General features: G+C 74.7%; 8 protein-coding genes. 3 read left to right on the top strand and 5 right to left on the bottom strand.

Annotated elements, in window-relative coordinates; translation table 11 throughout:
- Positions 1-18 precede the first annotated feature (18 nt).
- The 4 genes from ACZ6C1_RS19480 to ACZ6C1_RS19495 all read right to left on the bottom strand — a co-directional run bounded on the left by ACZ6C1_RS19480 (position 19) and on the right by ACZ6C1_RS19495 (position 7,806).
- Positions 19-3,885 carry an nSTAND1 domain-containing NTPase gene (locus ACZ6C1_RS19480; RefSeq protein WP_469242353.1) on the bottom strand — a complete coding sequence of 1,289 codons (3,867 nt, stop codon included), beginning with the start codon at positions 3,883-3,885 and terminating at the stop codon, positions 19-21.
- 232 nt (positions 3,886-4,117) lie between these two features.
- Positions 4,118-4,471, bottom strand: coding sequence for a hypothetical protein (locus ACZ6C1_RS19485; RefSeq protein WP_469242354.1), 354 nt, complete (start codon positions 4,469-4,471; stop codon positions 4,118-4,120).
- Positions 4,472-4,629: 158 nt separating this feature from the next.
- A complete protein-coding gene (locus tag ACZ6C1_RS19490; RefSeq protein ID WP_469242355.1) occupies positions 4,630-6,966 on the bottom strand; it encodes an NACHT domain-containing protein in 2,337 nt (778 codons plus the stop codon).
- A 174-nt stretch (positions 6,967-7,140) separates the two neighbouring features.
- Positions 7,141-7,806: a TOPRIM nucleotidyl transferase/hydrolase domain-containing protein gene (locus ACZ6C1_RS19495; protein ID WP_469242356.1), complete on the bottom strand. Its 666-nt coding sequence runs from the start codon at positions 7,804-7,806 to the stop codon at positions 7,141-7,143.
- A gap of 184 nt (positions 7,807-7,990) precedes the next feature.
- Between ACZ6C1_RS19495 and bdeA the strand changes: the two genes are divergently transcribed.
- From bdeA to ACZ6C1_RS19510, 3 genes are all read left to right on the top strand, one after another.
- Complete coding sequence (gene bdeA / locus ACZ6C1_RS19500) at positions 7,991-8,923, top strand: bis(hydroxyethyl) terephthalate hydrolase (protein ID WP_469242357.1); 933 nt, start codon at positions 7,991-7,993, stop codon at positions 8,921-8,923.
- 212 nt (positions 8,924-9,135) lie between these two features.
- Positions 9,136-11,886 (top strand): LuxR C-terminal-related transcriptional regulator, encoded by a 2,751-nt coding sequence (locus ACZ6C1_RS19505; RefSeq protein WP_469242358.1) that lies wholly within the window; start codon positions 9,136-9,138, stop codon positions 11,884-11,886.
- A gap of 146 nt (positions 11,887-12,032) precedes the next feature.
- Entirely contained in the window at positions 12,033-19,661 is a 7,629-nt protein-coding gene (locus tag ACZ6C1_RS19510; RefSeq protein ID WP_469242359.1) for an SDR family NAD(P)-dependent oxidoreductase, read from the top strand.
- 91 nt (positions 19,662-19,752) lie between these two features.
- Here the strand turns inward: ACZ6C1_RS19510 and ACZ6C1_RS19515 are convergent, their stop codons facing one another.
- Positions 19,753-20,547 carry a VOC family protein gene (locus tag ACZ6C1_RS19515; RefSeq protein WP_469242360.1) on the bottom strand — a complete coding sequence of 265 codons (795 nt, stop codon included), beginning with the start codon at positions 20,545-20,547 and terminating at the stop codon, positions 19,753-19,755.
- Positions 20,548-20,619 lie beyond the last annotated feature (72 nt).

Below are 20,619 nucleotides of genomic sequence, written 5' to 3' on the forward strand. Positions count from 1 at the left end.
CCCCTGGCGGCCGGCGCGTCAGCGCCCGGCACACGCACGGCCCGGGGACACGGGGAGACCCGGCATCAGCGTCTCCCGCTCCTTGGGGCCGATCCGCTGCCGCACCCGGCAGATCTCCGCCAGCCGGGCCCCGACGTCCAGGTTCCACAGGCGCACCGTGCCGTCGTTGCTGCTGCTGGCCACCGTCCGCCCGTCGTGGGAGAACGCGATGCCCCACACCGCGTTCGTATGACCCGTCAGAGCCGCCCACAACCGGCGCTCGGCCACGTCCCACAACCGGACCGTCCGGTCGTTGCCGCTGCTCGCCAGCGTCCGCCCGTCCGGGGAGAAGGCGATGCCCCGCGCGGAGCCCGTGTGACCGGTCAGGGTCCCCACGGAGCGGCGCAGCCGGGTGTCCCACAGCCGTACCGTCCCGTCGTTGCCGCTGCTCGCGAGCATCCGCCCGTCCGGCCCGAACGCCACGCCCCGCACCGCGCCCGTATGGCCCCTGAGCGTCGCCAGCGACCGGCGCGCGGCCACGTCCCACAGCCGTACGGCCAGGTCGTCACCGGCGCTCGCCAGTACCCGCCCGTCGGGACTGAACGCGACGTCATTGGCGAAGTCGCTGTGACCGGACAGCACCGCAAGCTGGCGGCGCGCGGCGACGTCCCACAGGCGGACCGTACGGTCGGAACCCGCCGACGCCAGCGTCCGCCCGTCCGGGGCGAACGCCACCGAGAACACGTCCCCGTTCGTACCGGTGAGCGTCGCCAGGGGACGGCGCGCGGCCACGTCCCACAGCCGCACCGCACCGTCGGAACCGGCCGACGCCAGCGTCCGGCCGTCGGGCGCGAACGCCACCGAGAACACCCTCTCGCGGTGACCGGTGAACGTCGCCAGCACCCGGCGCCCCGCCACGTCCCACAACCGCACCGTGTGATCGGCGTCGGCGGTCGCCAGCAGCTTCCCGTCCGGGCTGTACGCCGCCTGCCAGACCTCCGTGAACGGACGCGACGTCAGCACCGAACCCCGGAGGTCCCAGAGCACCACGGACTGGTCGAACCCGGCCGTGGCGAGCACCGCCCCGCCCGGGTCCACCGCCACCCCCTGCACATAGTCGGTGTGTCCGGTCAGCGTCGCCGTCGGCCGGCCGCTGCGCACGTCCCACAACCGGGTCGTCCCGTCACCGCCCGCACTGACCACCATCGTGCCGTCGGGCGTGTAGGCGACCGCGTTGATGTCGTCGTCGTGCCCCGTCAGCGCCCGCACGGAGCGGCGGGCGGCGACGTCCCACATCCGCACCGTCCGGTCCACGCCCCCGGTGGAGACCGTCCGCCCGTCCGGGGCGAACGCGGCTCCCAGCACCTCGTCCGTGTGCCCGCTCAGAACGGCCAGCGCACGGCCGCGGTCCGTGTCCCACAGCCGTACGGTCCGGTCGGCGCCGGCCGACACGAGCGTTTGCCCGTCGGGGGCGTAGGCCAGGGTGTTGACCCTGCCGTCGTGGCCGGTCAGGGACGCGACGAGCCGGGGCCGGGCACCGGCCGCGTCCCCGGAGGCGCCCCACGAGACGTCCCAGAGCTGGACGGTGCCGTCGGCCGCCGCGACCGCCAGCGTCCGCCCGCGCGGCGCGAACGCCACGGCCCGCGCGCCCTTGGTGGACGCGGGCAGCGAAACCCCCGCCCCCGCCCGCCGGCCGGTCGTGTTCCAGAGCCGTACGGGCCCGTCCGTGGACGTCACCGCGAGCGTTCGCCCGCCCGCGCCGAACGCGACCGCGCGTACCCGCCCCGGGACCGCGAAGGTCGCGGTCGTCCGGCGGTCCGCCACACTCCACAGCCGCACCGTGCCGTCCGAACTCGCCGACGCCAGCAGCCCGCCACCCGGCGCGAAAGCCACCGCGTTGACCGGTCCGCCGTGCCCGGCGAGCCGGGCGGAGAAGGGCTGCGACTGGGTGCTCAGCAGCGCCCCGCGCGCCTCGGTCGTGGCCTCCGTACGGTAGGCCTCCTCGGCCAGCAGCATGGAGGCCTCCGGCTGACCGGCGGCCAGGGACGTGGACCGCACGGCGAGTGCCTGAGAGCGGGCCACCCGCTCCTGGTCGAGGGCGCCCGCCCGCTGCTGGTACGCCACACCCCCGGCGGTCAGGGCGACGGCCAGCAGGACCACGAGCGTGGCCAGCATCCGCTGCTGCCATCGGACCTGACGCCGGGCCTGGGCGACCCGGCCGTCCTCCTCCGCGAGGCTGGCGCGCAGGAAGGCCGCTTCGCGGGGGCCGAGCCGGCTCGCGCCGTCCAGCTCGTCGGCCCAGGAGCGCACGGTGGCCAGCCGGGTCCCGCGGTAGAGGGCGGACGGGTCGCGCCCCTCGCGCTCCCAGTCCTCGGCGGCGTGCGCCAACTGCTGGTGGATGAGCAGCCCGGCCCGGTCGGCGTGGATCCAGCCGTGCAGCCGGGGCCAGGCGTGCAGCAGGGCCTCGTGCGTGATCTCGACCGTGTTGCTGTCCATGGTGATCAGCCGCGCCCGTACGAAGGCGTCCAGCGCGGCGTCCGCGCCCTCCGCGTCCGCCAGTTGCTCCAGCAGCGCGGTCCGGCTCATCCGGCGCCGAGTCGCTCCCGTACCGTCCGTGACGTGGACCAGCCGCACCAGGATGCGGCGAATGGTCCGCTGCTCGGCCGGATAGAGGCGGGCGAACACATCCTCGGCGGTACGCGCGACGGCACCCTGGATACCGCCGGTGTCCTCGTACCCGGCGACGGTCAGCGTGGCGCCCTCGCGCCGCTGCCACGTGGCCATCAGCGCGTGCGACACCAGGGGCAGGGCACCGGACGGCGCCCGCTCGGGGGTGTGTCCGGGCCCCGCCGCACCCGTCTCGTCCCGCAGACCCGCGTCCCGCAGCAGCAGTTGCACCAGTCCCGGTTCGAGCGTGACTCCCGCGAGTCGGGCCGGGCGGGTGATGGACTCGCGCATTTCCGCCACGGACATCGGGGGCAGCACGAACAGCCCCTCCGTGAAGAGCGAGGCCGGCTCGGGGAGGTCCAGGCACCGCCCGGTGAAGTCGGCCCGCACGCCGATCACCACGACCGCGGCGTCGTACCCGGTGGACTGCGGCCGGGACGTGGCGACCTTGGTGAGCACCCGTACGAACGCGCGCCGCTCGTCCTCGTCGGGGCAGAGGGTGAACAGCTCCTCGAACTGGTCGACGATCAGTACCGGACGGACCGGCGGTTGCCGCCGGTCCCCGGGCTCCGGCGCCGGCCGGCCGTCCACCGCCCCCGGGCCGTCGGGCACCCGCCCGCCGGTCAGCCGGTGGACCGCTTCGAGCAACGCCTCCGGCCGGTCGCACAACTGCCGCGCGTCGAGCCCGAGGTCACTCCCCACGACTTTCGCGGTGCAGTCCAGCAACTCCTGCAGCGGCTGCGCGGTGGGCGTGAACATCACCACCGGCCACCCGTCGGCCCCCGGCATCGGGAACCCGCCACTGCGCCGGAGAGCCGGTACCAGACCGGCGTTGAGCAGCGACGACTTCCCGGCGCCCGAGGGAGCCACCAGCAACAGGGGTCCACTGCCGATCCGTTCGAAAACCCGCTCGACGAGTGCGGCCGTCGCCCGCTCCCGGCCGAAGAACCACCCCGCGTCCTGCGCGGTGAACGCCGACAGGCCCCGGTAGGGGCAATGGGCGTCCGGCCGCTCCTCGTGCGGTGGTCGGCGCGCCGGTGCCTCTTGTACCAGGCGCACCAGCTCACCGTCCGCCCGCAGAACCTGGTCGCAACGGCGTGCGACATCGATGGTCACCCGCTTCGCGCCGGTCTCGATCTTGCTCAGATAGCCCTTGCTGTAATGCGTCTGTCGTGCCAGATCGGCCAGCGACAGCCCGCGTTGCAGCCGCAGACGTCTCAACCGCGCGGAAAAGGACACCGCGGCGTCGTCGGGCAACTCGTGCGGACGGTCGGTCTTCCGTCCGCGGTCCGGATCCCCCAAAGCATCCCCCATGGCAAGGTGCGCCCAGATTGTGAGATGACAGGGGCCCAGGCTACAGCCGGGGTCCGACAGCCGACCAAGTCGTTCGCCCTCTGTGGCGGAAACAAGACTTCCGGAGCCGCCTGGGGGGCGACTCCGGAAGCTGTCCACGAGGCCGGGAGGCCCGGGGTTACGGCTGGAGGGTGATGGAGTTGATCGGCGTCATGTCCTTGTCGATGTAGTAGCCGGCCGGGAGGTAGCCCTGACAGCCGGTGCCGTTGTAGCCGGTGCAGGTGCGCATGGTGGCACCGCCGGTCTGATTGTTGTAGATGCGGTAGGTGCCGTACATGTTGCTGAGGTTGTGGGCCCCGTACGTGTAGTACCGGTGGGTCGGCCGGTCGTTGTTCCAGCCGGCACCCGGGTACAGGCAGACGTTCCCGGACGGGCAGCCGTGGCTGGCGGCGGCCTCCGCGGCCGTGGCCTGGGTGGCGGTGACCGTGGTCATCGTCCCGGCGGCGAGCGCGAGAGCCGCGACGGTCCTCATGATCTTCACCTTGCGCACGTTTCCCCCTTGCTGGGTCTTGCGGTCGTGCTGACGAGTCCAGACTGTCCACGACGCCCGGCGGGGTGAACGGGTTTCCTGTTGCCCTTCGCGCCGCGCCCCGGGAAACCGCCGGTGACCAGCCGGTTGGGACCGGCGAGTCAACGGCGGGACGGAGCACCGGACTCCCACGGAGCCGTGCGCGGCCGGGGCAGCCCGCCGTGCCGGGCGACGCGCTGCTGCAGGCGGGCGTGGCGGAACTGGTGGACGGGACCGACCTGGCGCAGGACCCCCAGGCGGTGGGCGTCTGCAAGGAAGGCCTGGAGCCGCCACGGAAGCCGCCCGCGCGCGGCCAGCACCAGACGCGCGGCGGTGTAGTGCGGCCACGAGGACGAGGCCAGTGCGAGCACCAGCCCGGTCGGGCCGACGAACACGACGAGGACGACCGCCGGCAGGAGCACGTCGACGGCAACCGTCCCGGGGGACGGGGAACCCGCCTCCAGGATCAGCACGAGATCCAGCGGAAGGGTGACGAGGAGAATCCCGAGGCCCGCGCCGACGAGAGTGACCAGCCGGTCGGCCCGGACGGCGGAGGCCGGGGTGATGAGGTCGTCGGCGGCCGTCGTGCCGCGCATCCAGTAGAGCACGGCCTGCACCGCGCCGAGGACGGCGCCCATGGTCAGCCCGTACGCCCAGGGCAGCTCCGGTGCCCCGGCCGGGTGGCCGGGGGAGGGCGACGCCGGCGGCACCACGAGGGTGTAGAGACGGAGCGCGGCTCCGGTGAGGACGGTGGTGCCGGCGAACACGCCCACCGCACGCGGCAGACGGTGCCGCCAGTGCCGGGTGGTGAGCGTGCCGCGGCTGGGCAGGTGCGGTGGCACCGGGAGCCCCGTGGTGCGAAGGACCAGGAGGAAGGCGAACCCCACGACGGCGACGGACCCGACGACGTACCACCCCGGCGGATCGGCCGTCCGGCCGAGCACCACATCGGGAACCGCGAAGGCGGTACCCCCGCACACCGCCGTCAGGACGAGGCCGGGCAGCCCGTGCGCCGCGGCGCCCCGGTGGCCGGCCCACCACGCCGCGAACCCGCACATGACCGGCACGGCGGCCGCCGCGCCCAGCGCGTACCCGGACGCCGCAGCGGGATCGCGCGGCGGGAGCCCGGGCACGAGGCCGCTCAGCGCGTAGCCCAGCAGCGTGAGGCCGAGCAGCGCGACCGTCCACAGGAGGGCGCGGGACCAGGTGTGGGCCAGTGCCGGTACCCAGCGGTGGAGCCGCCACCACGAGAGGTCGTAGGTGCCCTGGCGTTCCAGACCGGCCGCCAGGTGGGCGAGGTAGCGGTGGGCGCACTCCGGGCTCCACGGGCGCGCCCCGCGGGTGCCCCGGCGCCGGGCCCGGGCGTAGACGGTGGGGATGAGGGCGTCCAGCAGATGGTCCTCGACGGCCTCCGTGGTCGTGAGCCGTTGGAGCCCGGCCGGATCGGCGTCGGCGTACACCGTCCGGGCGAGAGCCACCATCAGGGGACTGGACAGGGCCTGGGCGACCGGCCCCCGGGGCGCTTGCGCCACATGGTCGGCCAGGCCGCTCCAGTGGGCCGGCCGTGCCGCCCGCAGCAGTTCGAGGGCGTCGGCCGCGTTCACCGGAGCGGGTTCGACCACCGCCGCTCCGGTCAGTGCCTCGCCGGCGGCCACGGCGGCCGTGTACGCGTCGGTGCGACTGGTCAGGACCACCGGCGCATCGGCGTCGAGATCGTCGTCGAGGGCCTTGACGACGGCGGCCCGGGTGGTGTCGGGGAGTTCGTCCAGGCCGTCGACGACCGGCAGCACCCGGCGTCCGGCGAGGAGGTCCTCGATGGCGCTCGGGCCGTACGTCTCCGGATCGGTCAGGGCCGGATAGTCGGCGGCGATGCGGCGGCACAGCCAGCGGTCTGCGCTCTCGTGCTCGGGGTCGAAGCCGGCCGCGGACAGCAGCACCGGTACGGCCTCGTCGCCCTGCCGGGACCGCAGCAGGCCCAACGCGAGCACCACCGTGAACGTGGACTTGCCGGACCCGGCCCCGCCCAGCACCACCAGACGGCGGGTGGGCAGCCGGCGGAACGCCGACGCCGGCTCGTCCATCCGGTCGGCACGGCAGGAGACCGTCCCGCCGATCGTATGCGCGGGGTCACCGATCCCGTCGGTCGTGGCGTCCGACCAGACCACGGGCAGCGGCGCCGGATCGAACAGCCGCCGCAGCCGGGCCTCCTGGCGCCACTGGCGCTCCACCAGCCGCGCCAGCGCATCCTGCGCCTCGGTGAGCTGCTCCGTACGGGAACGGCCTCGCGCGGGGTCACGGCGCCATGCCCAGACGGACAGCACGCCGAAGAGAGTGATGACGGCCGACAGGACGGAACTGCCCGTCGACATGGTGTCGTTGCTCACTCCTCCCCACACCGTGACCAGTACGACGGTCACCACCCCGCACAGTGCCCACACCAACGCCCAACGTCCGCGCACGTGCGCCCCTCCGTCTCGTGCCGCTGTCATAGACCAACGACAGGGGAGGGCACGGGAAACGGCGGTGTGTCCGCCCGTCCGCACGGTCGGCGGCGGGGCCGGCGAGAGCGGTGACGGCCCGTGGCGGCGACGGCCGTGGACGCGGGGGTGATCAGGCCCTGGAGGCGGTTTCGGTCAGGCCGCCGTGTCCGTGAGGAGACGTGCCAGTGGGCGGGGGATTTCCGCAGGATCCAGTCGCCGGACGAGTGCCCGCGCGTACTGCGCCTTGCGGCCGCTGTGGGTCCCCATGAAGCGGTGCAACTGCCGCTCGACGGTCCACTCCCGCTGCGCGGGCTGGTTCTGGAAGGTCCGGAAGGGGCGCCACTCACCCTCGTCGGCGATGACCTGGCGGACCGTCTCGGCGCCCAGGGCCCGTATCAGCTCGTCCTCCAGGTCGGCGACGCACACATGGAAGCCGCACCGCTCCATCGCGGACCGGTCGAGGGCGCTCCCGAGCCCGGCCCGCTCCAACCCGCGCTGGAACCAGCGCTCTTCCGCCGCGTCGCACAGCCCGGCCACCCCGAGGCCGAGCCCCTGCGGCCCGAGCACCTCCAGGAACCGTCCGATGCTCGTCACGCCGCCGAGCGGAACGACCGGGAACCCCTCCGCGTCCAGGTTCCGGCCCAGGCGCGCGGCCAGGGCCTCGACCGCGACCCGGTCGCTGGGGCCCTCGACGAGGACGACCTTCTCCGGCCGGACGCGCGCGGCCAGTTCCCGCGCGTGGGCCGCGGCCGCGCGTGCGTCGGCACCGCCCGCCGCCCAGGCGATCGTCGCCGACCGGAAACGCTCCACATTGTTCATCCCGGTCATTTTCGCAAATCCGCGCGGGCTCCGCGCCTGGATTTTTCCTCGGCCGAGGCCGGTGATTACACCGATGCCGGACCGCCGAGGACGCCGTGACAGTGGGCACCCCCACCCGCCACGGCGGGCGTGGACCCGGCCGCACCGGGACGCGTCCGCCGGCGACAGAGAGGACGACTCCGTCGTGTCCCAGCACAGCAGCAGCGCACCCCCCACCCCCGCCCCCGCGGCGGTGCGCACGCGCCGCCACCGGCCGTTCACCGCCGGCGCGGTGGCGCTCCTGGCCGTCGCCGGTCTCAGCAGCGCCATGACCACGGGCGCCCGGGCGGCGGACAACCCCTACGAGCGGGGCCCCGCCCCCACCACCGCGAGCATCGAGGCCGTGCGCGGTCCCTACGCGGTGTCACAGACCACCGTCTCGTCGCTGAGCGCCGGCGGCTTCGGCGGCGGCACGATCTACTACCCGACCACCACCAGCGACGGTACGTTCGGGGCGGTGGCGATCTCCCCCGGCTTCACCGGCACCCAGTCGTCCATCGCCTGGCTCGGACCGCGCCTGGCCTCGCAGGGGTTCGTCGTCTTCACCATCGACACGATCACCACCCTCGACCAGCCCGACAGCCGGGGCCGCCAGCTGCTCGCCGCGCTGGACCACCTGACGCAGCGCAGCACGGTCAGGAGCCGTGTCGACAGCACCCGGCTCGGCGTCATGGGGCACTCGATGGGTGGCGGTGGTTCGCTGGAGGCGGCGAAGAGCCGGCCGTCCCTCCAGGCCGCGATACCGCTCACCGGCTGGAACACCGACAAGACGTGGCCGGAACTCAGAACGCCCACGCTGATCGTCGGAGCGGACGGCGACACGGTGGCACCGGTCTCCTCTCACTCCGAGCCGTTCTACGAGTCGCTGCCGTCGACGCTCGACAAGGCGTACCTGGAACTGAACAACGCGTCCCACTTCACGCCCAACACCTCGGACACCACCATCGCCAAGTACAGCGTTTCGTGGCTCAAGCGGTTCATCGACAATGACACCCGCTACGAGCAGTTCCTGTGCCCGCTCCCGCGTCCGAGCCTCACCATCGAGGAGTACCGCGGCAATTGCCCGCACACCTCCTGACGGACGCCCCTTTCCCTCGGGGCCGGTGGCGGTCGCGGCCCACGCGCGGCCGCCACCGGCGAGCGTTGTGCACGGGCACAGAGTTGCGCCGCCGCCTTTGGGAGCGCGCCCATCCGGCGGGCCTCTCCGCAGGTCAAAGCGGCTACAGAGGCCCCGCCCACCCGGTGGACGCAAGGCTTCCGGCGCTCGTTACGCGCAAGTAACGTGACGGTGTGCCCACGAAGACGACCACCCGGACCCCGCCGCGACTGTTCGGCCGCGACGCCGAACTGGACGCCGCGGCCGCCCTGTCGGAACACCTGCCCGCCGGCCGGCCGGGAGTGCTGCTCGTCACCGGGGAACCCGGCCTGGGACGAACCGCCCTCCTCGACCGGGCGGTACACGACTTCACCGCGGGGCCCGTCCTGCACACCCGGGCCGCACCCGCCGAGCGCCACCTCGCCCACAGCGGCGTGCACGCGCTGCTCAGCTCCGCCCCCGGCACGGCCGTCCCGCCCCCCACCCTCCTGCACACCGCCCTGCCGCCCACCGGCCTCCTCGACCTGCTGCGGCACACGGCCGCACAACGGCCCCTCCTCGTCTGCGTCGACGACGCACACCTGTGGGACCCGCCCTCGCGTGCGGCCCTGGGCTTCGCCGCCCGCCGCATCGACTCACTGCCGGGTGTCGGCCTGCTGCTGTCGGTGGCGGCGCACCGGGCCTCCGCACCCGACTTCGCCGGGCTTCCCCTCCTCCGCCTCCGCCCGCTTCCCGACCACGCGGCGGGCGCCCTGCTGGACGAGCTGACCGACCGGGCCGCCGACCCGCCCGTGCGCGAGGAGCTCCTGCGCGAGGCCGAGGGCAACCCCGCCCTCCTCACCGCCCTCACCGCCCGGCTGTCGCCCGCCCAGCTCTCCGGGCACGCCCCACTGCCCCGGCCGCTCGCGGACGGACCCACCCTGACGCGGGTCGTGGGCGGCCGCCTGACCGAACTGCCGCCCGCCACCCGCGACCTGCTGCTCCTGGTGGCCGCGGCCCACGAGCACCACCCGGACGGCTGCGGCGCCGACGCGGCCCTGGTGCTGCGCGCCGCCCGCGCCGCCGGCCTCGATCCGGCCGCGCTGGACCCCGCCGAACTGGCGGGCGTGGCGCGCAGCACGGGGAACCGCGTCCGGTTCGACGACCCGCTGGTGCGCCGTGCCGTCCACCGGGGAGCCCCGCTCGCCCGCCGGCGCGCGGCCCACGCGCTGCTCGCCGCCGCCCTCGACGGGGAAGGCCACCGGCTGGCCCACCTGTCGCACCGGGCCATGGCCGCCGACGGTCCCGACACGCTGCTCGCCGCCGAGCTCGCGTCCGCGGCGGCCGCCCCGGAGGTACGGGCCGAGCCCCTCCAGCGGTCCTGGGCGTTCGCCCGCGCCGCCGACCTGACGGCCGGTGACGGCACCCGCGCGGCCCGGCTGACGGCCGCCGCGGAGTACGCCAGGCTGGGCGGCCGCCCACGCCGGGCGCGGGAGCTGCTGGCCGCGGCCCGGGAGGGGGCGGCCGGCCACGACGCGGTGCGGGGCGGCGCCGAACTCGTGCGCGGCACCCTCGCCCTGCGCGACGGACCGGTGGGCGACGCCCACGAGGCGCTGTTGCTGGCGGCCGCCCTGCTCGGTCCCTACGACCCGGAGAGCGCCGACGGGGCCCGGTTCGCCGCCATGGAGGCGGCGTGGGCCGCCGGTGACGTCCCCTCCTGCCTGGTCGCCCTCGACCGGGGCCCCCGCGCCACGGCACCCGGTCACGACGACTTCCGGGCCGGGATGCTGGCCGCGCTGAGCGGCCGGTTCGGCGAGGCGGGCGGGCCGCTGCGGCGTGTGCTCGAACGGGCGGAAGGCGACGACGACCCGGTGCGGCTGCTGCGCGCCGGAGCCGCGGCGCTCGTCCTCGGCGACATCGCCGCCGCGTGCCGGGTCAACGCCCGGGCACTGGCGGCGGCCCGGGCGCGCGACCTCACCACCCTTGTCCCGCAGGCCCTCGAACACCTCGCCTACGCGGAGCTGCGGGCCGGACGGCACGCCCGCGCACGCGTCCACGCCGAAGAGGGCCTGCGTGCCGCGCACCTCGCGGGCCAGCGCAACGTCGTGGCCCACCACCACGCCGTCCTCGCCCTGGTGGCCTCGATCGAGGGCGACCGCGGCGCGCTCACCGCGCACGCCGACGCCGCCCTGGCGGTCGCCGGCCCCCACGGCCTCGCCCAGGCCGCCAGCCTCGCCGAATGGGCCCGCGCCCGCGCCGACCTGGGTCGGGGGATGGTCCTCGACGCCGCTGCGCGGCTGGGGCCCCTGGTACGGCCGGGCCACCGGCGCGGCCACTTCGCCGTACGGATGCTCATGGCGCCCTGTTTCGTCGAGGCCGCCGTGCTCGCGGGCCGGCGGGGGGCCGACACCGGGACCGCCGTCGAGGAGTTCGCCCTCTGGGCGTCCCGTGGCGTCGACCCGCAGGCCCCCGCGCAGCTCGCCCGCTGCCGCGCCCTGCTGGCCCCGGCGGCGGAGACCGAGGCGCTGTACGCGTACGCGCTGACCCGGCACGAACGGGCGGGCGGCGACTTCGAGCGTGCCCGCACCCTGCTGCTGTACGGCAAGTGGCTGAGGCGCCGGCGCAGACCGCGCGAGGCCCGGGGCCGCCTCAAGGACGCCCTCTACGCCTTCGAACGCTCCGGTGCCGCCGTGTGGGCCGAGCAGACCCGGGCCGAACTGCGGGCCACCGGCGAGGCTGCCGCGACCGGAACGGCCGGTCCGCTGGCGTGTCTCACCCCGCAGCAACTGCGGATCGCCCGGTGTGTCGCCGAGGGGGCGACCAACCGGGAAGTGGCGCTGCGGCTCTCCATCAGCCCCCGTACCGTCGACCACCACCTGCGCAACGTCTTCGCGGCCCTCGGGGTCCGCTCCCGCGTCGAACTGTCCCGGCTGGTGGCCCGGGAGGAGTCCGTCACCGCCGGCTGAGCACCGCTCTCCCTCCAAAAGAGGGGTAGTCCCCCGATCCGGGTGAGCCCGGCGTGTGCGCCGAATGTCTTCCGGCGTCGGCCGTAGGTTGCAGGTCCGAGGACTGTGATGCCCCACGGCCGTTGATTCCTACGGAAGGCATGCTCATGGGATCTGTCGACGTCGATGGTTGTGAGACCGCCGTTGCCGTGACCGGCGTCGGGTGCCGACTCCCCGGCGACATCGCCGACTTGGGGGCGCTGTGGTCCGCCCTGGACGAGGGCCGGCATCTGGTGGGTGCGGTGCCGGACGACCGTTTCGACGCGCGGCGGTTCGTGGACCGGGCCGAGCCCCGCTCCGGCAAGTCGTACACGGCCGCGGGCGGGTTCCTCTCCGACGTCGCCGGATTCGACGCCTCCTATTTCGGCATCTCTCCCAGGGAAGCGGCACAGATGGACCCCCAGCACCGACTGCTGCTGGAAATGGCGGTCGAGGCGCTGGACGACGCGGGAATTCCAGCTTCTTCCCTGGCGGGCTCGGACACCGGCGTGTTCATCGGAATGTCCGACCACTCCTATGGGACTCTGCAGCTCTCGCGCATCTCCGACGTCAATCCCTACACCATGCTCGGTGCCGCGAGCTCCCTCGGGGCGAACCGCCTGTCGCACTTCCTCGATCTGCGCGGACCCAGCATGGTGATCGACACGGCCTGTTCCTCCTCCCTGGTGGCACTGGACCGGGCGTACCGCTTCCTGGTGGAGGGCGGTGGCCGGACCGTCCTCGCGGGCGGCGTCAACGTCCTGACCAGCCCCCTCGGTTACGTGGGGTTCTCCCAGGCGGCCATGCTGTCACGACGCGGACGGTGCGCGGCGTTCTCCGCGGAGGCCGACGGATTCGTACGCGCCGAAGGCGGGGGAGTGGTCGTCCTCAAGCGCCTCACCGACGCGCTGGTCGACGGCGACCGCGTCCACGCGGTGATCAGCGGCTCCGGCACCAACTGCGACGGACGGACACAGGGGGTGGCCCTGCCCAGCGCGACGGCGCAGGAGGAACTGCTGCGCTCCGTCTACGCGGAGGCCGGAGTGGACCCCGACGACCTCGTGTACTTCGAGGCACACGGCACGGGCACCCAGGCGGGCGACCCCGTCGAGGCCCGCGCCGTGGGCCGGGCGCTGGGGCGGCACCGCGGTACCGGCGCACTGCCGCTCGGCTCGGTCAAGTCGAACCTCGGCCACCTGGAACCCGCGTCAGGGATGGCCGGCCTGCTCAAGGCCCTGCTCGTCCTCCGCCACGGGCACGTCCCCGCGACCCTGCACGCCGCGCCGCTCCACCCGGACATCGACTTCCCGGGCCTCGGCCTGGCCCCGGCCGTCGAGCCCGTCCCCGTCACGGTGACCGAGCGGTCCGCCGTGGGCGTGAACTCCTTCGGGTTCGGCGGTGCCAACGCCCACGTCGTCCTGACCGCCCCGCCCGCCGTCGCCCCGCTGCCCCGGCAGGCCACGGGACCGGGCGGCCGGCCCTTGCCGGTGCTCGTCTCCGCACGGTCGGCGCAGGCGCTGCGCGAAGCGGCGGCCCGGGTGTCGGAGCGTCTCGCCACCGCCGATCAGGGGGAGTTCTACGACCTGGCCCGCACCGCGTGCCTGCGCCGCGAGGCCCACCCGCACCGCGCGGTCGTCCTCGCGGGCGGTTCACGGGATGCGGCGGCGGGGCTGCGACAGCTGTTCGGGAGCGACGGCGACCCCCAACACACCGCCACCGCACGGGCGGTGGGGGAGAGGGCCGGGTCCGGGGCGGTGACGTTCGTCTTCTCCGGCAACGGCTCGCAGTGGCCCGGCATGGCCGCCGACCTGATGGCGCACGAGCCGGTCTTCAGGGCTGCCGTCGACGAGGTCGACACCGCCCTCGCCCCCCACCTGGGCTGGTCGGTGGCCAAGCGGCTGGAGAGCGGCGAACACCCCCAGTGGGAGCGCACGGAGATCGCCCAGCCCATGCTGTTCACCGTGCAGGCCGCCCTCGTGGCCCTGCTGGCCGAGCGCGGCGTGCGACCCTCCGCCGTCATCGGGCACAGCGTCGGTGAAGTCGCCGCCGCCCACGCCGCGGGGGCCCTGGACCTGCCGTCCGCCGCACGGGTGGTCGCCGAACGCAGCCGCGCCCAGGCCGCCACCGCCGGCAGCGGACGGATGGCCGCGGTGGGCCTGAGCGAGGGCGACGCGCGCGAGGCCCTCGCCCCGTACGCAGGTCGGCTGGAGATCGCCGGGATCAACAGCGGCCGGGACGTCACCGTCGCCGGAGACCCGGACGCGCTCACCGCCCTCGGGGAGGAACTCGGCCGCCGCCAGGTCTTCTTCCGCGACCTGGGACTGGACCACGCCTTCCACAGCGCCGCCATGGACGGGCTCCGCGAACCCCTCGCACGCGCCCTCACCGGTCTGGCACCGGCCCCCACCCGGCTGCCGATGATCTCCACCGTCACCGGCGCCCCCGTGCCGGGCGAGGAACTCAACGCCGACTACTGGTGGCGCAACGTCCGCGAACCCGTACGGTTCGCCCCGGCCGTCGACCGCGCCCTCTCCGACGGCACCGGCATCCTCCTCGAGATCGGCCCCCACCCGGTACTGCGTTCCTACCTGCGGCGCGGCGCTGCCGGCCCGGCGCACCCACCCGCCGCGTACGTCCCGACGCTGCACCGCGACACCGACGGCGTGGCCGCCGTGGAGACCGCACTGGCCGCACTGCTCGCGGCCGGTGCCGCCGTGGACTGGGAGCGCCACTTCCCGCAGCCGGGGCGGCCCGCCGACCTGCCGGCGTACCCCTGGCAGCGCGAACGCCACTGGAACGGCGCCCCCCAGGACTGGGTGCTGCGCACCGGCGGCGACGGCCGGATCGACCACCCGCTGCTCGGCGAGCGGATCCCCGCACCGCACCCCCTGTGGTCCGGCGCGGTCGACCCCGCCCTCGTCCCGTGGCTGGCCGGCCACCGGGTGGCCGGCACCGTCGTCATGCCCGCCACCGGCTACGTAGAGATGGCCCTGGCCGCCGCACGGCGCACCCTCGGCTCCCCGGCCGACGTCACCCACGTACAGATCCACCGGCCCCTGGCGGTGCCCTGGCCCGACCCCGAGGCCCTGCGGACGCAGGTGGCGGTGACACCGGACGACGGAGTGCTCACGGTCACCAGCACCGACGCCCGAGGCGACGAACCCCGCACCCACGTACGGGCCCGGGTGCGCGCCCTGCTCGACGCACGCCCCGGCCCCCTGGACACCGCGGCCGTACGCGACCGCTGCCCGCGCACCGTCGAGGCGGCCGAGCACTACCGGACCTGCAACCGGGCGGGCCTGGCCTACGGGCCCGCGTTCCAGGTCCTGACCGAACTGCGGGTGGGCCACGGCGAAGTGCTGGCCGGCTACCGGCACGACGACGGCGCCGATCCCGCGGAACGGTCGTACGAAGCCCACCCGGCCCTGCTGGACGGCGCCCTGCAAGCGGGAGCACCCCTGCTGTACGACGACCCGGCGGTCACGGCGGCCCACCTGCCGTCGTCCATCGCGGCCGTACGCCTCTGGCGCACCCCCTCCCCGACCGGCCTGGTGCACGTACGGGAGCGGTCCCGCGCCGCGGCGGAGGTCTGCTGGGACATCACCGTCACCGACGAGGACGGCACCGTCACCGTGGAGATGGAGGGATGCCGCCTGCGCCGCCTCACCGAGGCGGAGCCCGCCCCGGTCATGCTCCGGCACACCGTGCTGCGCGCCGCCCCGCGCCCCGACAACCCCCCGCTCCCGTCCCTGCCGCCGCCGCCCACCCCGTCCGGCATCCTGGCGGCGGCCGCCGAACCGATCGCCGCGCTGCGCACCGCCTGGCGGGACACGCCCTACGACCGGTTCGTGACCGCCTCGAAGAACGTCCTCGCCCACCTCTGGGCCGGGACACTGCGCGGCTTCCTGCCCGACCCGGCCCGGCCGTTCACCATGGCGACGCTCACGGAGAACGGCATGCACCCCCGGCACCGGCCGCTGGCCGCCCTGATGCTGCCCCTGATGGAACGGCACGGTCTGCTGGCGTCCCTCCCCGACGAGCGGTGGCGCCTCACGAACGGCGACCTCCCCACCCAGGAGCTGCTGCGCGCGTTCGTGGCGGACCACCCGGCCTTCTGCGCCGAGGCGGCCCTCATCGCCCGGCGCGGTCAGCACCTCGACGCGCTCCTGCGGGACACGGAGGACCCCTTGGAGCTGATGGCCTCCGACGGCTCCGTCTACGAACAGTTCTACGACCTCGCACCGGTGGCCCGGTTCCACAACCGCGTCGCCCGGAGCATCGTGCGCGCCCTCGCGGAGGCCTGGCCCGCCGACCGGGAACTGCGGGTCCTGGAGATCGGCGCGGGCACCGGCGGCACCACGGCCGCCCTGCTGCCGTACCTGCCGCCGGAACGCACCCACTACACGTACACCGACGTCTCCCCGGCCTTCCTCACCCGCGCCGAACACCGCTTCGCCGCCTACGACTTCCTCGAGTACCGCACCCTCGACCTCGACGCCGACCCGGGTGCGCAGGGCTTCCCCGAGGGAGCCTTCGACCTGGTCGTGTCCGCGCACGCCCTGCACACCACCACCGACGTGGCCGCCGCGCTGCGCCGGGTCCGCGCCCTCCTCGCACCGGGCGGGCTGCTGCTCGCCCTGGAACCGCACGACACGGAGCAACTGAGCGGCGTCTTCGGCACCCTGGAGAGCTTCTGGCAGCGCGGCGACCTTCACCTGCGCCCGCACTCGATCCTCCTGGCCCGCGACGAGTGGCCGCCGCTCCTGGAGGAGTGCGGCTTCACCGACGTCGTACGGACCGGCGACGACCGGCACCCCGCCCGGGACGACTGCTCCGTCCTGCTGGCCGCCACACCGGCCGCCCAGGGTCCCGCCGCCGTGGAGCCGCCGCGCGCCACGAACCGCGCCACGAACGGGCCCACCGCCTGGGTCGTCGCCGTCGAGAGCGAACGGGAGACCGCGACGGGCCGTGCGCTCGCCGACCGGCTGGGCCGGGCCACCGAGAGCCCGGACCCCGTCGTCGTCGGCGTCGACGACGCCGCCGAGACCTTCGCCCGCTTGCTGGCGGCCGGCACCAGGGAGGTCGCCCTCACCGTCCTGTTCGCCGAACCGGAGACCGGCCCGGGGACCGATCCGGAGACCGGCCCCGAGAGCCGCCCACGGACCGGCCTGGGGACCGATCCGGGGACCGGCCCGGAGAGCCGCCCGGAGGGGGAACCGGACGCCGGCCCGGAGAGGGGACCGGACGGCGGCCCGGCCCGCCTGACCGCCCGTACCACCCGCAGGACCGCCCTCCTGCGTGCCATCGCCTCGGCCTGCCAGAACGGCCTGCCCGAAGGCGTCACCGCCCGGCTGTGGCTGGTCACCCGGCCGAGCGGGCTGTTCCCCGCTCCCGAGAACCCCGCTTTCCCCGGCGACGCCCCGGTCTGGGGCGTGGCCCGGACCCTGGCCAACGAGCAGCCCCGGCTCTCCGTCCGCCGGATCAGCCAGGAGCGCCGCGGCGACACCGAGGCCGACGCCCGGCGCCTGGCCGGCGAACTCCTCGCCCCCGGCGACGAGGACGAGATCGTGCTCACCCGCAACGGCCGCTTCGTACCGCGCGAGACGTACACCCGCCCCGGACTCACCCCGCTCACCACGCCGGCCGCCGCCTTCACGCTCCGCGTCTGCGACCCCGGCCTCACCTACCGCCTCACCTGGGAAGCCACCACCGTGCCGCGGCCGGGAACCGGACAGGTGACCGTCGCCGTACGTGCCGCCGGACTCAACTACCGCGACACGCTGGAGGCGAACGGCCTGCTGCCGCAGGAGGCGGTCGAAGGCACCCCCACCTCCCGGGGAGCCGGCATGGAGTGCGCCGGTGTCGTCACCGAGGTCGGCCCCGAGGTGACCGGATGGGCGGTGGGGGACAGGGTCTACGGGCTCGCTCCCGCCGCGCTCGCCTCACACACCGTCACCAGCGCGAAGTGCCTGGGCCGCGTCCCCGACCGGATGAGCTTCGCCGAGGCGGCGACCCTCCCCGTCGTCCACTCCACGATCCACCACAGCCTGCACCGGCTCGCCCGCCTCGCACCCGGCGAGACGGTCCTCGTCCACGGCGGTGCCGGCGGCATCGGCCTCGCCACCCTCCAGTACGCCCAAGCCCACGGCGCCCGGGTCATCGCCACCGCCGGCACCGAGGCCAAGCGGGACTGGCTGCGCGCCCAGGGCGTCGACCACGTCCTGGACTCCCGCAGCCTGGACTTCGCGCCCGAGGTGCACCGCATCACCGACGGAGCCGGGGTCGACGTCGTGGTGAACTCCCTCGCCGGTGAGGCCATCGCCCGGAGCATGGACCTGTTGCGGCCGGGCGGGCGTTTCATCGAACTCGGCAAACGCGACATCTACGAGAACAAGCCGCTGTCGCTGCGCCCCTTCAGCCGCAACATCGCCTTCTTCGGCGTCGACCTCAACACCCTCCCGCCCGACACGCCGGGCAACGACGGCCTGTTCGCCGACGTGGCGGACCGGGTGACGGCGGGGACGTACCGGCCCCTGCCGTACACCGGTTTCCCCGCCGCACGCGTCGACGAGGCCTTCCGCCTCCTCCAGCACTCCCGCCACATGGGCAAGGTCGTCGTCACGTTCGACCCCCTGGACGAACCGGTACCGGTGACCTCGGGGGCCCGGGAGCTCCGCCCGGACCCCTCCGGCACGTACGTGATCACCGGTGGGCTGGGCGGCTTCGGCGCCGAGACCGCGAGCCGGCTCGCCGGCCTCGGAGCCCGGCACCTGGCCCTGGTGAGCCGTCGGGGCGACCGCGCCCCCGAAGCCGCCGACATCCTGGCCCGCCTCGCCGAACGGGGTGTGACGGCCACCGCGTACGCCGCGGACGTGACCGACCCGGACGCCGTGCGGCGGCTGTTGCGGGACATCGACGCCACGGGCCACCCGCTGCGCGGAGTGGTGCACTGCGCCATGCACCTGGACGACGCGCCGCTGGTCGAACTCACCGACGACCGCGTCCACGCCGTCCTCGCCCCCAAGACCACGGGCGGAGCCCTGCTGGACCTGCTCACCCGCGACCGGCCGGTGGACCTCTTCGTCGCCTACTCCTCCCTCACCGCCGCGATCGGCAACGTGACACAGGCGCCCTACACGGCCGGCAACGCCTACCTGGAGGCGCTCGCCCGCCACCGCGAGGCGGCCGGGCGGCCCGCCACGACGATCGCCTGGGGTGCCATCGGGGAGACCGGTTATGTGGCCCGCCACGGTCTGGAACGCTCCGTATCACGCCTGGGAATGGTCCCCCTCGCGCCGGGCGAGGCGCTCACCGCGGCCGGCCCGCTGCTGGCCTGTGGCACCGCCGTCGCCGGTGTGGAGCGCTGCGACTGGGGACGCGCCAAGGACCTGCTCCCCCTGCTCAAGGGCCCCCGCTTCCGCCCGCTCGTGCCGGACGACACCGACGGCGACCACCGGTCCCAGGCCGATGTGCTGCGGGACCTCGCCCAGATGACGCCCGAGGCCGCCGAGGCCGCGGTCACCTCCGTCCTCGCGAGCCTGCTGGCGGGGGTCCTGCACATGAGCAGCGAGGAACTGGACCCCCGCCGCCGTCTGGAGGACTACGGCCTCGACTCCCTCATGGGCGCCGAACTCCTCGTGGCCGTCCGCAACCGCTTCGACCTCGTCATCTCACCCGCCGAACTCATGGGCAACGGCCTGGCCCTGGCAGACGTCGCCCGCCTCGTCCACCAACGGCTGAACACCAGCCGTCAGTAGGCCCCGGGGGCGGCGGCGCCCCGAGGCCTCCGGACGGGCTCCCGCCCCGGATGCCGGGGACGGGCTTCCGCCCCCGGGCCCGGCGACGGGCTCAGCCCTGGACGGGGGTGAGGACGACGAAGTCCGCTCCGGCCGGGTCGACGCAGACGGCGAGACGCCCGACGTCCTGCGCGTCCTCTGGGCCCATCTGGATGGTGCCGCCCTTCTCCCTGACCCTGGCGACCGTCGCGTCACAGTCGGTGGAGCCGAAGACCGGGTGCCAGTACGGACGGCCGCCGGTGAGGGTGAGGGCGTCCGCCGGGAGCTGCATCAGACCGCCGTGCATACGCTCCGGGGGCAGGCCGGACGGGCTGATCAGCGAGTACGTCCCGCCACCGCCCGGGAGGTCCATGTCCTGCGTCTCCCAGCCGAACAGGTTCCCGTAGAACTCCTTGGCCGCCGCCACGTCCGTCGTGTACAGCTCGATCCAGCCCAGGCTCCCCGGGCCGTCGACCGCCTCCACACCCTTGTACGACCCCGGCTGCCACACGGCGAACTGACCCCCCTGCGGGTCGGTGTACTGGGCCATCCGGCCCTCGCCGTCGGCGTCCATCGGGGCGACCCTGACCGTGCCGCCCGACCGCTGCACGGCCTCGGTGGTGGCATCGGCGTCGTGCGTGCAGAAATAGATCATCCAGGCGGAACGGGCGCCCTCCTCGGTGAGCTTCCCGAGCCCGGCGACCGTCTTGCCGTCCAGCTTGAAGGAGCCGTAGTCCCCCTCCTCGGAGCTGAACGGCTGGAACTCCCAGCCGAACACCGAGCCGTAGAAATCGACCGCCGCCGGGACGTCGGGCGCGCCGAGGTCGAGCCAGCAGGGGGAACCGGGGGCGAAGTCAGTGGTGATCACGGCGCATGCCTCGTTTCGCGGGTGACACGGAAATCGCGTACGGCAGAAGCGTGGCACCCACCACTGACATCC

The organism is Streptomyces sp. NPDC041796, from assembly GCF_055590785.1.